We start from the raw sequence: 13,948 nt of genomic DNA, 5'->3' as shown, positions 1-13,948 counted from the left end.
TGGTCACTCAGTTTTCAATTGAGACTCTAATTTGTTTGCCTTACTTAGCGAACTAAGCTTGGCTGTTAGAACTCAATCTGTACGAGTGCCCACACAGATGATTGCTTTATATTGTTAAAGAACGTCTGAGTCGCTTTAGCGTCTCAAGGGATGCGTATAATACATCCTTTATTTTTCGAGTCAATACTTTGTTTTAAACTTTCTTTTTGGAAGATTTAAAACCGAAGTTTTATTTAACTCTCTGAGTAGTTCGTGCCTTGCTATGCTTCAGCGTTTCCCTTCTCAGTGGGGTCGCATTATAGGGAGATCCGAAAACAGATCAACTGTTTTTTAAAGAAAACTTGAAATAAACTGCTGTTCGCTGAGTATTTGAGCTAAACATGTTAAAAATACAACATAACTAGCAAGCTATTAACAACTAAAGATATTTTTATACCTTCTCATATTTAAAAGTAGGGTTAAACGATCTTTATATAAAGGCTAATGCCCCAGATGATCACGACGATCGACAATGCAAGTGTTACTGCTGCAGATCCCATATCTTTGGCTCTACCTGATAATACATGCCGCTCTGTGCTTACCCGATCGGTTAGGGCTTCAATTGCGGAGTTTAATAATTCGACTATAAGCATAATCAGTAGCGTACTAACAAGTAGTGCCCAATGAAGTAATGACGAAGCTAACCAAAATGATAGTGGTAACAAAATAATGCATAGGAGTAGCTCTTGTCTAAATGCGACTTCTTCTTTAAACGCGGCTTTAAAGCCAAGGTACGAACAATAGCTTGCTTTAAAAACACGCTTGAGACCGAGGCCATTTGGTTTTAATACATCTTTCATTAATAAACTCTATAAATGAAGGTCAAAATAAAGCCCCGCATTGCGAGGCTTTTATTTACGCTACACCATATTGGTCGCGGTAAGCTTTAACTGAGGCTAAATGCTGATCCATAGTCCCTTGGGTTTCAAGGTAACTAATTAGATCTGCTAGTTTTACAATAGAGATGACTTTGGTATTAAAGTCTCGTTCAACTTCTTGAATAGCTGATAACTCGGCTTTACCTTTTTCTTGGCGATCAAGGGCGATCAATACACCACTTAGATCTGCGCCATTCTCTGCGATAATTTCCATCGACTCACGAATAGCAGTGCCGGCGGTGATCACATCATCCACTAGCATGATTTTACCTTTAAGTTCAGAGCCTACTAATGTGCCACCCTCACCGTGTGCTTTTTTCTCTTTACGATTAAAACAATAAGGTACATCTTTATTGTAATGATCTGCTAAAGCAACTGCGGTTGTCGTTGCAATAGGAATACCTTTATAAGCAGGGCCAAATAATACATCGTACTCAATGGCGGCATCTTCTAATGCTGCAGCATAAAAACGGCCTAAACGCGCTAAATCTCGTCCTGTATTAAATAAACCAGCATTAAAAAAGTACGGGCTAGTGCGGCCTGACTTTAAAGTAAATTCACCAAACTTTAATACCTGCTTTTCTAAAGCGAACTCAATAAACTCTATTTGATAATCTTTCATATACAGTGATCCTTTGCGTTATGCTAATGCTTGCTTTTGTACGTCGATAATTTCACGAATAGAGTGCTTAGCTAATGTAAGTAACTCATCGAGTTCGTCGAACGAAAACGGTTCACCTTCGGCAGTTCCTTGAATTTCGATAATTTTGCCGGTTTCGGTCAGAATGACGTTCATATCGGTTTCTGCTGCTGAATCTTCTATGTACTCTAGATCACTAATGGCTTGGCCTTTATAGATGCCTACCGAAATTGCTGCAATCATGTATTTAAGTGGGTTTGAATTGATCATCCCTTTAGCACGCATATGCGTAAGTGCGTCAACTAATGCAACACAGGCACCACTAATAGATGCGGTACGTGTTCCGCCATCAGCTTGAATAACATCGCAATCAATAGTAATAGTGTTTTCGCCAAGCGCTTTTAAATCAACAGCAGCACGAAGTGCACGCGCAATTAAGCGTTGAATTTCCATAGTACGACCGCCTTGTTTTCCACGCGCCGCTTCACGGGCATTACGTGTGTGCGTTGCACGCGGTAACATACCGTATTCTGCATTGATCCAACCTTTACCTTGGCCTTTCATAAAACGAGGTACACCCGATTCAACTGTGGCAGTACAAAGCACCTTAGTATTACCAAACTCAACAAGTACTGAGCCTTCTGCATGCAAAGTATAATTACGTGTAAATGTAACAGGTCTAATTTGGTTAGCTGTTCTTTCGCTTGGACGCATTGACGATCCCCTTAATTCAGAATTTGCGACATTATAAGTGCATGTCGGTGTAGATGCCATGCTGATTGTAAAATATTCAGTCTATTAAATTTTCCCTAGAGCTTAAGCAGTGTTACGGTATAATCATTGTAATATTGTATTTATTAATTTTAGGAAACTATCCATGATCCACAGTATGACTGCTTACGCGCGTCGCGAAATAAAAGGCGATTGGGGCACCGGCACTTGGGAAGTTCGTTCAGTGAACCAGCGCTACCTTGAAACATTTATTCGTGCCCCAGAGCAATTTCGTGGCATGGAGCCAGTAATTCGTGAGCGCTTACGTAAACATTTACAACGCGGTAAAGTTGAAGTTTTCTTAAAGTTTGTAGCAAACCCTGCGCATGTTGGCGAGCTGTCAATAAATGAAGCACTTGCAGAACAGCTAATAAATAGTGCTAAGTGGGTACAACAACACAGTGATGGTGACATTAACCCAGTTGATATACTACGCTGGCCTGGTGTTATGGAAGCACAAGAGCTTGATATGGATAGTGTAAATACTGCTCTTATTGCAGGCTTTGACCAAGTAGTAGAAGATTTTAAATCTGCACGTGGTGATGAAGGTGAAAACCTACAAGAGATGATAGCTACTCGCCTTGAAGCTATTTTAGAGCAAGTAGCTATTGTAGAAACGCACATGCCTGAAATTGCCAAATGGCAGCGCGAAAAGTTAGCGCAAAAACTCGAAGACTTAACGGCTAATATTGACGAATCACGCCTTGAACAAGAGCTTATTTATTTAGCTCAAAAGCAAGATGTGGCTGAAGAATTAGATCGCTTAAAGTCGCATGTTAAAGAAACCAAAAAAATTCTTACAAAAGGCGGGGCATGTGGTCGTCGTTTAGACTTTATGATGCAAGAGTTTAACCGCGAAGCAAACACATTAGCATCTAAGTCTATCAATAGTGACATTACTACTGCCGCTGTAGAGCTGAAAGTGCTGATTGAGCAAATGCGTGAGCAAATTCAAAATATTGAGTAATGCTTTAATGCTCAAGCCTTAAACTTGAGCATTAAGGGTTAATTAAAGTACAATAGTGTTATTAAAGGCTTGAGTTATTTATAACTCAAGCCTATTTATTTTAGATAGAGAAAAACATGGCTCAAACTCGCGGAAACTTATTTATTTTATCGGCACCATCGGGAGCGGGTAAATCAAGCTTAATAAATGCGTTATTGAAAAAGCATACGGATATGAAGGTATCTGTATCACACACGACTCGCGCTAAACGACCTGGTGAAGAGAATGGTGTACATTACCATTTTGTATCAACCGATGAGTTTAAAGCACTCATAACTAAAGATGACTTTTTTGAATGGGCGCAAGTGTTTGATAACTACTATGGCACATCAAAACAAGCTATTGAGTCGCAACTAGATGCTGGTATTGACGTGTTTTTAGATATTGATTGGCAGGGCGCGCAGCAAGTGCGTAAAATTATGCCTAGTGTACAAACTATTTTTATTTTACCGCCTTCAAAAGCAGAACTAGAGCAACGCTTGAATAACCGTGGCCAAGACTCGCAAGAAATTATTGCTGGGCGTATGGCACAAGCGCAATCAGAAACGTCACATTACAACGAATACGACTTTGTAATTGTTAATGATGACTTTGATACTGCACTAACCGACATAGAAACAATTGTTATGGCGCAGCGTTTAACATTAAAAATGCAAAGCGTTCGTCATCAAAGTTTACTAAATAGCTTACTTAAATAATGTAAGCTTTGCTTATATTGCTATTAAGCAAGTAAAACAGATAAAAATTAACCACTGGCTATTGGCGAAACAGGCTGCTTGCAGTAAACTACGCCTTTGCTTTTAAATTATTTTGGAGTGCTGAGATGGCCCGCGTAACAGTTGAAGATGCAGTAGATGCAATTGGTAATCGTTTTGACTTAATTTTAGTTGCGGCCCGTCGTGCCCGTCAAATTGCTGTTGGTGGTAAAAGACCACTAGTAGACCCTGAAAACGATAAGCCTACGGTAATTGCTTTACGTGAAATTGAATTAGGTTTGGTAGATAGCTCATCAATGGACGTTATTGATCGTGAAGAGCAACAACATCAAGAAGCAGCTGAATTAGCTGCTGTTGCTGCTATTGTTGGTGGCAACCAATAATCGACCTCCCGGTCTGATTTTAGCCAACGGCGCAGTATTTCTTCACTAGCCGTTGGCAATCCTGTCTTTTCATCGTATATTCTTAACTTACCGTTTCCTATTTGCTTCACAAGAACATTGGAGTGTGAATGTATCTTTTTGAAGGTCTTAAAAAGAAAATCTCAGAATACTTGCCAGCCGCCGACGTTGAGCTGGTGCAAAAAGCCTATGTGGTAGCCCGAGAGGCCCATGAAGGACAAACTCGTTCAAGTGGCGAGCCCTACATAACTCATCCTGTTGAAGTAAGCCAAATTCTTGCAAGTATGCATCTTGACCATGAAACACTTATGGCTGCGTTGATGCATGATGTTATTGAAGATACTAATTTTAGCCAGCAAGACTTAGCTGAAATTTTTGGTGATACTGTTGCTGAATTAGTTGAAGGGGTAAGTAAGCTCGATAAACTTAGCTTTAAAGATAAAAAAGAATTCCAAGCTGAGAATTACCGCAAAATGATTATGGCAATGACCCAAGATATTCGGGTTATTTTAATCAAGCTTGCCGATCGTACGCACAATATGCGCACATTAGGCTCACTACGCCCTGATAAGCGCCGCCGTATTGCCCGCGAAACATTAGAAATTTATGCGCCAATAGCCAATCGTTTAGGTATTCATGATATTAAAAATGAGCTAGAAGACTTAGGTTTTCAGGCTTTATATCCGATGCGTCATCGTGCACTTAAATCTGAAGTAGCTAAAGCACGAGGTAATCGCAAGGAAGTTATTTCTAACATTCAAAACGAAATAGAAATGCGTCTTGAGCAATCAGGAATAAAGGCAACTGTGTCTGGCCGCGAAAAGCATATTTATAGCATTTATAAAAAAATGCTTAATAAAGAGCTGCTATTTAATGAAGTAATGGATATTTATGCGTTTAGAATCGCGGTTGAATCTATGGATATCTGTTATCGCGTTTTAGGCGTAGCGCATAATTTATATAAACCAATTGAAACACGCTTTAAAGATTATATTGCCGTGCCAAAAACAAATGGCTACCAGTCTTTACATACCTCTTTGGTGGGTCCGCATGGGATTCCGGTTGAAATTCAGATCCGTACCCATGACATGGATCATATGGCAGATAAAGGGGTCGCTGCACATTGGATGTATAAAAAAGCAAATGATGGTGGCGCTGGAAGTACTGCACAGCAACGTGCACGCCAATGGATGCAAAGCCTGTTAGAGTTACAGCAAAGCGCTGGCTCGTCGTTTGAGTTTGTTGAAAATGTAAAAACTGAATTATTCCCTGAAGAAATTTACGTATTTACACCTGATGGTCGTATTATTGAGCTACCTATGGGCGCAACAGCGGTTGATTTTGCTTATGCGGTACATACTGACGTGGGCCACACTTGTGTTGGCGCACGTGTTAATCGCAAACCTTACCCGTTGAGTAAACCAATTGATACAGGGCAAACGATAGAAATAATTACCAGCTCTGGCGCTCACCCTAATGCAACTTGGCTAAACTTTATTGTTACAGGTAAAGCGCGCTTAGGGGTTCGTAATTACCTTAAAAGCCAGCATCACGAAGAAGCACTCCTTTTAGGCCGACGTTTACTCGATTCTGCATTGGGTGAAAGTAAGCTCGACAGTATTGCCCAAGAAAATATCGACAGAGTACTTAAAGAGCATGAGCTCACTACAGTACAAGCGTTATTAGTTGAGATTGGTTCTGGAAATTTAATGAGTATGCTAATTGCAAAACGTTTATTGCAAAACGAGGATGGTGATGTAGCCAATATTGCCAAGCAAGCTAAGGCAACCATTATTGGTACTGAAGGCATGCTGGTTAACTATTCTAAATGCTGCCGCCCTGTTCCTGGTGATGCTATTACTGCACACATCAGCCAAGGTAAAGGACTAACAGTTCATCGCCAAGAATGTAAAAACATTCGTGGGTGGGAAAATGATCGCTCTAAATACTTAGTGGTTAAATGGGATGACAACCCTGAAAAAGAATATATTGCGGCTTTACGTGTTGAAATTATTAACCACCAAGGTGCACTCGCTAAGTTAACTAATGTGGTTGCGACAACACAAGCTAATATTGTAGAAATTGCCACCGATGAAAAAGAAAGTAATTTATACGTGATAGATTTAGGGATTACCGTTAAAAACCGTATCCATGTTGCTAATATTATGCGTCGCATTCGTGTGATGCCTGATGTGCAAAAGGTCTATCGTAAAAAGTAAAATAGGAAACACATGAATAAAGCATTTATCTCTACCGACAAAGCACCTGCTGCAATTGGCACTTATAGCCAAGCAGTTAAAGTAGGCACTGCTGTTTATTTATCTGGTCAAATACCCTTAGTACCTGAGACGATGGAAGTCATATCAGAAGACTTTGCGCAGCAAACACACCAAGTATTTAAAAATATTGCTGCGGTATGTGAAGAAGCAGGTGGTCAAATTCAAGACTTAGTAAAAGTGAATATTTACCTTACCGACTTATCTAACTTTGCAATAGTTAACGAAGTAATGAGCCAATACTTTAAAAAACCATACCCTGCCCGTGCAGCTATTGGTGTAAGAGCTTTACCTAAAAATGTACAAGTTGAAATTGATGGAATTATGGAGTTACCTTCAACTAACTAATTTATTCTAAGAGCTATAGCCAAAGCTATAGCTCTTATTCTGCTACTTCCTGCGCATTATTACCCTCAATTCTTGACTCAAAAGTAAATTTCTAGCACTCTATTATTCTGTCATATAAACAAACTTAACTTTGATAGTAAAAAGGATTAACTCGTGTTTAAGCTTGCTCATAATGGAAATGTATTACTTGATATCGGTAAGCACTCGCCCCCTTCAGCCGCTTTTATAATTGAAGCACTAGAAGAGTCGAATTTTTGTGATTGTAAAATAGATTATGACTCTATAAATAACTTTTTTAAAAGTAAAAACCCTGAGCCTATCTTAGTAGTAGCAACTAAACACGATGCAATATTAAGCGTGACTATTAGTGATGACAAAATGCTCGCTATTGGCGAATTAACACTAGCTCAAGGCGGTAATGTTCTTAGTTTAGATGATGCAAAAATGCAGCTGGTAAAAGCGCGAGTAGCAAGAGGTTATAAACAAGCTTTTTTAGAAAAACTCCTGCAAAAACAATTTGAAATGCCTGCCGGAAGCTCAACTAAAGGCATTTTGGCTAAAGGCAGATTACCTATTGATGGCCAAGATACTAAATTTAATACTTTAGTAAAAACCCTTAAAGATCGTCTAAAAACACCAAAACTAAAAGATGATGGCAGTGTTGATATGCGCGACTTTGGTAAATTAGCCAGTGTAAGCCCCGGCGAAACACTTATTCGCCAGCAACCAGCCACGCCAGGAAAAGAAGGGTTTAATGTACTTGGCGACTTACTCCCAGCTAAATCAGGCGAGATACTTTCTTTAGTTTCTGGTGAAGGCACTGAAATATCAAAATCTAACCCACTTGAACTTGTCTCTACTATTGCTGGTGTACCGGTTGAAATAAATAATGGCATGCGTGTTGATGATATTTTTACCATATCGGAAGTTACAGTAAAAAGTGGTCATATTGATTTTAATGGCAGCGTTATTGTTAGTGGCAACATTGAGCCAGGTATGCGAGTAAAGGCTAAAGGCGATATTACTATTTTTGGTACTGTTGAGTCTGCACAGTTAACAGCCGATGGTAACATTACCGTAAAACAAGGGATTATTGGCCATTATAAACCTGAAGATAAATCACTCTCTTGCACGCTCAACTGCAAAGGTGACATCTATATTTCACATGCACAATATAGCTACCTTGAAGCAACTAATATACTCATTGAACGCCAAGCAAGTCACTGCTCAATTAAGGCTGTTAATCTACTACAAGTTGGTCAAGCAGAGCTCCCCAAGGGTAGGCTGTTTGGCGGAGAAGTGCTAAATGCAACAACCCTTATTGCTGGGGAAATAGGCAATGAATCGGGGGCAAAAATGGTCATTAACTTAGCTGCATCGGGGGCCGAAATCACTGCTGATACCGATAATTGCTTTCAAGACTTAGCAAATACCGATAAACAACTTGATACCTTACAAGCCGCATTAGAAAAAGCCGATTTACTTAAGGATATAGAAAAAAAGAATATGCTTATTGGGAAAATTGGCGCGACTCAACAGCATTACTGCCAACAAGCCGAGCAGTTAGAAAAGCGCTTATCAAACCTAGAAAATAATTTACATGATTTATTGAATAATGCCAATTTAGCAGTTAACAGTGTTTTACATTCAGGTGTAGTGATACATATTTTTGATAAAGTACTCAAAACAACGCGAACTTATCCTCCGTGTAGTGTAAAGCTACAAAATAATAAAATTGAGGTAGAATTTAAAACGCATTAAAAATGAGTGCTTTTGAAGCACTCATTAAATCAACCTACTTAACTAAGGGGCTATTTAAATTTGTTAAATTGCCCAAGCAGTTATGCTAATTGGCCTTATTATTTATAACAAGCCATCAAATGCAGCATGAGTTTGTTGCGGCCATGCACTCACTTGTACTTGGCCAATATGTGGTTTTTGTAATAACAACATAACAAGACGAGATTGACCAATACCACCACCAATTGTTTGCGGAAATTTATTTTGTATTAATGCCTTATGCCAATCAAACTCTAAACGGTCTTCGTCACTCGTCATACTTAATTGTTTTTGCAACACATCTGGACTAACGCGGATCCCCATAGAAGATAGCTCAAATGCGTCTTCTAATAATGGGTTCCACACTAAAATATCACCATTTAATCCTGCGTATTTGTCACAGGTTGGCGTTGACCAGTCATCGTAGTCTGGTGCTCTTACATCATGAATTTTACCATCACTCAATTTACCACCAATGCCAATTAAAAATACCGCCCCGTACTCTTGTGCAATCGCTTTTTCTCGTTGCTTAGCACTAAAATCTGGGTACATTTCTCGCAGCTCTTCGCTATGTACAAATGTAATACTGCTTGGCAAAAATGGCGTAATACCAAATTTATCGCTAACAAATTGTTCCGTTTTTTTAATACCGGTATAGATTGCTTCAACTGTTTGTTTAAGTGTAGTTAGTGTGCGCTCGCTATCTTGGCAGATCACCTTTTCCCAATCCCATTGATCAACATATACTGAGTGAATAGGACTCAACGAGTCTTCATCTGGGCGTAACGCCTTCATTTGTGTATAAATGCCTTCACCATGAGAAAAGCTATGATCTCCTAATGTTTTACGTTTCCACTTTGCAAGTGAGTGCACTACTTCGTAACGGCTATCTGGAATAGCTTTTATATTTACAGCTACCGCATTTTCATGGCCACTTAAGTTGTCTTGAGTGCCATCGCCCACTCGAGCAAGTATAGGAGCTTGTACTTCTATTAATCCTAATTGCTGCTCTAGTTGCTGTGAAAAAAAATGCTTAACTTGACTTATTTGCTGCTGCTGCTGCACATAAAGTGAACTCATAATAATTGGCCTCATTCCCAGTTATTGTACTTTCGTAACTCATTGCGTCTTAAATAACGCTTCAATATGGTTATCGTAACAATTTAATTATTTAATTCAATAACCCACAATAAAAATAGCTTTAATATATTAAAAGCATCAATTAAATGCTATAAAACATTAAGATTCAATAATCAAAGAGTGTAAAGGTAATGGAAAATTATCAAATCGATAATCTCGATAAACAGATTCTGCATGCATTAATGGCCAATGCACGCACACCCTACGCAGAATTAGCAAAACGTTTTAATGTGAGTGCCGGCACAATTCATGTTCGTATTGAAAAAATGAAGCAAGCGGGGATCATCACAGGAACTCAGTTAACTATCAGCACCAAGCAGTTGGGCTATGACGTGTGCTGTTTTATTGGGATTAATTTAAATAGTGCACGCGACTATCCGCAAACCTTAATTAAACTAGAAGCACTAGAGGAAGTTGTTGAAGCTTATTACACCACAGGTAACTACAGTATTTTTATCAAAGTAATGACTCGCTCAATCGATCATCTGCAAGATGTACTGATAAATAAAATACAAGCAATTGAAGCTATCCAATCAACGGAAACTCTTATATCGCTACAAAATCCAATTAGCCGCACAGTAATGCCTTAACACTAAAAATCTCGTATAATTACTGAAAAAAGGATAATCATGCAGCAAACTCGCTATCAAAGAATCGCAGACGTACTTTCGCGCCGACAAACTGACCTAACAGTGTGTTTAGAGGACGTACATAAACACCATAACCTTTCCGCTATCGTAAGAAGTGCAGACGCCGTAGGTTGTCATCATGTGCATGCCGTATGGCCAGAAAATCAAAAATGGCTTACTAATAATACCTCTGGTGGTAGTAAAAACTGGCTGGAAACACATTTACATAAAAATATTGACGATGCGGCAACAGCCATGCGTGCTCGTAATCCCGATATACAAATACTCGCGACTCACTTATCAACCGATGCCGTTGATTTTAGAGAAATAGACTATACTAAGCCAACCGCCATTATTGTCGGCCAAGAAAAAACAGGGATCTCAGAGCAAGCTTTAAAACACGCTGATCAAAACATTATTATACCCATGCAAGGGATGGTGCAATCACTTAATGTATCCGTTGCAGCTGCATTAATACTCTTTGAAGCTCAACGTCAGCGCGAACTTGCAGGCCTTTATAGTCGCAATATGCTGAGTGATGAAATTAAACATCCCATTTATTTTGAAGGGTGTCACCCTATTATTGCTCGGCAATGTAAGCTAAAAAAGCTTCCCTACCCACCACTCGATGAGCACGGTGAAATAGTGGCTGATGAACAGTTTTGGCAAGCTTTAAAACATGCTTGATGCCACGTCGCACTATAAGTACACTTAACTCACTTACAAATAATAAGATTTGAGCCCACCTTGTCTAAACCTAGCTTAAGCCAATACCCAATAACAGAACTCAAAGGCGTTGGCCCTAAAATGGCCGAGCGATTGCTAAAGCTAGGTATTTCTACAGTACAAGACATGCTGTTTCATTTACCTCTTCGCTATGAAGACCGCACCCGGCTTTATACTATAAACGAGCTTTCATTACACAGCCATGTAAGCGTGGAAGCAACAATTGAAACAAGCCAGATCACCTTTGGTAAAAGGCGCATGCTAGTTTGCCAAATAAACGATGGCACCGGCAGACTTACACTACGATTTTTTAATTTTACCGCGGCACAAAAAAATGCCCTCAGTGCAGGAAAAATAATACGTTGTTTTGGTGAAGTTCGCCGTGGCCGTGTAGGCTTTGAAATGAGTCATCCGGAATATAGCATAAGCGACACACCCAATGAGCAGCCTACGGCTACAACGCTTACTCCGGTTTACTCAACCACTGAAGGTTTAAAGCAATTATCAATTAGAGCACTTAGCGATCAAGCTATTAATCTATTGCAAAAATATTCAGTAGAGGAGTTGCTTCCAGCGCAATGGCAACCTTCTAATTTAGGGCTAAGTGATGCCTTACTATTATTACATCGCCCGCCTAACGACATAGACGTAATTGCACTTGAACAAGGTACTCATCCGGCTCAGCAGCGGCTCGTTTTTGAAGAGCTACTAGCGCAAAATCTCAGCTTGTTAAAAATACGCCAACAAGGGCAACAAGTTAAAGCTGTCAGCTTAAATCCTAACAACGCATTAGAAAGCCAATTTTTAGCGCAACTCCCTTTTGATCCAACCAATGCACAAAGTCGTGTAGTCACCGAAATTAAAGGTGATTTACAACAGCCTTACCCTATGATGCGTTTAGTACAAGGCGATGTTGGCTCAGGTAAAACATTAGTAGCAGCATTAAGTGCATTGACTGCTATAGCACAAGGTTTTCAGGCAGCTTTAATGGCTCCTACCGAAATTCTCTCCGAGCAGCATGGGATTAACTTTAATAACTGGTTTAACCAATTAGGTATTACAGTTGCCTGGCTTGGAGGTAAAACTAAAGGTAGAGAACGTGTAGCTACACTTGAAAAAATAGCCTCCGGTGAGGCGCAAATGATCGTCGGCACTCATGCGTTATTTCAAGACGAGGTGAAATTTCATAATCTCGTGCTTATTATTATCGATGAACAACATCGTTTTGGTGTTCATCAACGATTATCACTGCGTGAAAAAGGCCGCTTTGGCGACTGTTACCCACATCAACTAGTCATGACAGCAACACCTATACCTCGCACACTTGCAATGACCGCTTACGCCGATTTAGAGACCTCTGTAATAGATGAATTACCACCGGGTCGAACACCCATAACAACAGTGGCATTACCAGACACTCGTCGAGGCGATATTATCAAGCGCGTTAAATTAGCCTGCCATGAGCAAGGCAGGCAAGTTTATTGGGTATGCACGCTCATTGATGAATCAGAAGTGCTGCAATGCCAAGCCGCCGAAGATAGCGCGCAGCAATTAAAAGAAGCCTTACCAGAGCTAAACGTAAGCCTTATACATGGACGGATGAAAGCTGCAGAAAAACAAGCCATTATGAGTGAGTTTAAAGCTGGTAATATTCATGTTTTAGTCGCAACCACAGTCATTGAAGTAGGAGTGGATGTACCTAATGCCAGTTTGATTATTATAGAAAACCCTGAGCGTTTAGGTTTAGCACAATTACACCAACTACGTGGTCGAGTAGGGCGTGGAGCTACCGCTTCGCATTGTGTACTTTTATACCATGCACCTCTCTCACATACAGCACAAAAGCGTCTGGGCGTGTTAAGAGATAGTAACGATGGTTTTGTTATAGCTGAGCGAGACTTAGAGATCCGCGGCCCTGGTGAAGTGCTCGGCACTAAACAAACCGGTTTAGCTGAATTTAAAATTGCCGATCTAACCCGCGACAAACACACTTTAAATCAAGTCAGGCCAATAGCGCAGCAAATGCTAATACAGCACCCAAAACAAGTAGATGTACTTATAAGTAGATGGCTTGGTAATAAATCCAACTACGCACTAGCTTAAAACTGCGCTCTTTCACAATATTGAGACTACCCCTAGTACTTTCCAGCTTAAACTTCACTTTTCTGCAGACGTAAAAAAGCCCGATTATTTTCAATCGGGCTTTCTCGATTTGGGGTCGGCGCGCTACTTCGTAGCGACAACGCAGTAGAATGTCGTGGTGCCCACAGCAGTGGAGAGTCACAGTGCAAATGCTAAACACTCTTTGTGTCGGGGCGGCCTTCCGCGGGGCTCGCCTTCGAGCTGTTTTGTTTGATATAGAGGAATACAAATGCCGTAGAGCACAGGATGTGCAGGAGCGGCCACTACTGAGTACGCATGGGTTTTTGGCTATTTATTAAATTGCAGACGTAAAAAAGCCCGAATCGTTAAATTCGGGCTTTTTACAATTTGGAGCCTGGCAATGTCCTACTTTCACATAGCAAATGCTACACTATCATCGGCGCTGTTTCGTTTCACTACTGAGTTCGGCATGGGGTCAGGTGGGTCCAAAACGCTA

Annotated in this window: 13 protein-coding genes and 1 rRNA gene; 9 read left to right on the top strand and 5 right to left on the bottom strand. The window is 40.2% G+C overall.

Annotation, left to right across the window (positions count from 1 at the left end):
• Positions 1–458: 458 nt before the first annotated feature.
• The 3 genes from H5079_RS17675 to rph are packed head-to-tail and all read right to left on the bottom strand — an operon-like array spanning position 459 to position 2,271.
• Positions 459–839, bottom strand: coding sequence for a diacylglycerol kinase (locus tag H5079_RS17675; protein ID WP_011329424.1), 381 nt, complete (start codon positions 837–839; stop codon positions 459–461).
• 55 nt (positions 840–894) lie between these two features.
• The gene (pyrE, locus tag H5079_RS17670) at positions 895–1,539 is read right to left on the bottom strand and encodes an orotate phosphoribosyltransferase (RefSeq protein WP_089368835.1); all 645 of its coding nucleotides are present in this window, start codon (positions 1,537–1,539) and stop codon (positions 895–897) included.
• Positions 1,540–1,557: 18 nt separating this feature from the next.
• Complete coding sequence (gene rph / locus H5079_RS17665) at positions 1,558–2,271, bottom strand: ribonuclease PH (RefSeq protein ID WP_011329426.1); 714 nt, start codon at positions 2,269–2,271, stop codon at positions 1,558–1,560.
• A 163-nt stretch (positions 2,272–2,434) separates the two neighbouring features.
• On the opposite strand from rph, the gene H5079_RS17660 reads away from it, so the two are divergent.
• The 6 genes from H5079_RS17660 to H5079_RS17635 all read left to right on the top strand — a co-directional run bounded on the left by H5079_RS17660 (position 2,435) and on the right by H5079_RS17635 (position 8,836).
• Entirely contained in the window at positions 2,435–3,295 is an 861-nt protein-coding gene (locus H5079_RS17660; RefSeq protein WP_011329427.1) for a YicC/YloC family endoribonuclease, read from the top strand.
• A 116-nt stretch (positions 3,296–3,411) separates the two neighbouring features.
• On the top strand, positions 3,412–4,032 hold the full coding sequence (gene gmk, locus H5079_RS17655; RefSeq protein ID WP_011329428.1) for a guanylate kinase: 621 nt from the start codon (positions 3,412–3,414) through the stop codon (positions 4,030–4,032).
• Between the two features lie 125 nt (positions 4,033–4,157).
• Positions 4,158–4,433, top strand: coding sequence for a DNA-directed RNA polymerase subunit omega (rpoZ, locus tag H5079_RS17650; RefSeq protein WP_011329429.1), 276 nt, complete (start codon positions 4,158–4,160; stop codon positions 4,431–4,433).
• A 128-nt stretch (positions 4,434–4,561) separates the two neighbouring features.
• The gene (gene spoT / locus H5079_RS17645) at positions 4,562–6,670 is read left to right on the top strand and encodes a bifunctional GTP diphosphokinase/guanosine-3',5'-bis pyrophosphate 3'-pyrophosphohydrolase (RefSeq protein ID WP_011329430.1); all 2,109 of its coding nucleotides are present in this window, start codon (positions 4,562–4,564) and stop codon (positions 6,668–6,670) included.
• Positions 6,671–6,682: 12 nt separating this feature from the next.
• Positions 6,683–7,075, top strand: coding sequence for a RidA family protein (locus H5079_RS17640; protein WP_011329431.1), 393 nt, complete (start codon positions 6,683–6,685; stop codon positions 7,073–7,075).
• Between the two features lie 153 nt (positions 7,076–7,228).
• Positions 7,229–8,836, top strand: coding sequence for a DUF342 domain-containing protein (locus tag H5079_RS17635; protein WP_011329432.1), 1,608 nt, complete (start codon positions 7,229–7,231; stop codon positions 8,834–8,836).
• A 102-nt stretch (positions 8,837–8,938) separates the two neighbouring features.
• On the opposite strand, the gene asnA is transcribed toward H5079_RS17635, so the two are convergent.
• Complete coding sequence (gene asnA / locus H5079_RS17630) at positions 8,939–9,934, bottom strand: aspartate--ammonia ligase (RefSeq protein ID WP_182684580.1); 996 nt, start codon at positions 9,932–9,934, stop codon at positions 8,939–8,941.
• 191 nt (positions 9,935–10,125) lie between these two features.
• Between asnA and asnC the strand changes: the two genes are divergently transcribed.
• The 3 genes from asnC to recG are packed head-to-tail and all read left to right on the top strand — an operon-like array spanning position 10,126 to position 13,452.
• The gene (gene asnC, locus H5079_RS17625; protein ID WP_011329434.1) at positions 10,126–10,584 is read left to right on the top strand and encodes a transcriptional regulator AsnC; all 459 of its coding nucleotides are present in this window, start codon (positions 10,126–10,128) and stop codon (positions 10,582–10,584) included.
• Between the two features lie 39 nt (positions 10,585–10,623).
• On the top strand, positions 10,624–11,310 hold the full coding sequence (trmH, locus tag H5079_RS17620; RefSeq protein WP_011329435.1) for a tRNA (guanosine(18)-2'-O)-methyltransferase TrmH: 687 nt from the start codon (positions 10,624–10,626) through the stop codon (positions 11,308–11,310).
• Between the two features lie 60 nt (positions 11,311–11,370).
• The gene (recG, locus tag H5079_RS17615) at positions 11,371–13,452 is read left to right on the top strand and encodes an ATP-dependent DNA helicase RecG (protein WP_182684579.1); all 2,082 of its coding nucleotides are present in this window, start codon (positions 11,371–11,373) and stop codon (positions 13,450–13,452) included.
• A 392-nt stretch (positions 13,453–13,844) separates the two neighbouring features.
• Here the strand turns inward: recG and rrf are convergent.
• Positions 13,845–13,948, bottom strand: a 5S ribosomal RNA gene (rrf, locus tag H5079_RS17610); the annotation flags it as partial.

Source organism: Pseudoalteromonas sp. SG44-5 (genome assembly GCF_014164175.1).
In the GTDB taxonomy this organism is placed as follows: domain Bacteria; phylum Pseudomonadota; class Gammaproteobacteria; order Enterobacterales; family Alteromonadaceae; genus Pseudoalteromonas; species Pseudoalteromonas nigrifaciens.
This window is presented reverse-complemented; position numbering and strand designations above follow the sequence as displayed.

Excerpts from the sequence above, each read along its gene's own strand:
- trmH (WP_011329435.1), top strand. The coding sequence starts at position 10,624 with ATGCAGCAAACTCGCTATCAAAGAATCGCAGACGTACTTTCGCGCCGA.
- pyrE (WP_089368835.1), bottom strand. The coding sequence starts at position 1,539 with ATGAAAGATTATCAAATAGAGTTTATTGAGTTCGCTTTAGAAAAGCAG.
- rph (WP_011329426.1), bottom strand. The coding sequence starts at position 2,271 with ATGCGTCCAAGCGAAAGAACAGCTAACCAAATTAGACCTGTTACATTT.
- gmk (WP_011329428.1), top strand. The coding sequence starts at position 3,412 with ATGGCTCAAACTCGCGGAAACTTATTTATTTTATCGGCACCATCGGGA.
- asnA (WP_182684580.1), bottom strand. The coding sequence starts at position 9,934 with ATGAGTTCACTTTATGTGCAGCAGCAGCAGCAAATAAGTCAAGTTAAG.
- H5079_RS17675 (WP_011329424.1), bottom strand. The coding sequence starts at position 839 with ATGAAAGATGTATTAAAACCAAATGGCCTCGGTCTCAAGCGTGTTTTT.
- H5079_RS17640 (WP_011329431.1), top strand. The coding sequence starts at position 6,683 with ATGAATAAAGCATTTATCTCTACCGACAAAGCACCTGCTGCAATTGGC.
- asnC (WP_011329434.1), top strand. The coding sequence starts at position 10,126 with ATGGAAAATTATCAAATCGATAATCTCGATAAACAGATTCTGCATGCA.
- rpoZ (WP_011329429.1), top strand. The coding sequence starts at position 4,158 with ATGGCCCGCGTAACAGTTGAAGATGCAGTAGATGCAATTGGTAATCGT.
- H5079_RS17660 (WP_011329427.1), top strand. The coding sequence starts at position 2,435 with ATGATCCACAGTATGACTGCTTACGCGCGTCGCGAAATAAAAGGCGAT.
- spoT (WP_011329430.1), top strand. The coding sequence starts at position 4,562 with ATGTATCTTTTTGAAGGTCTTAAAAAGAAAATCTCAGAATACTTGCCA.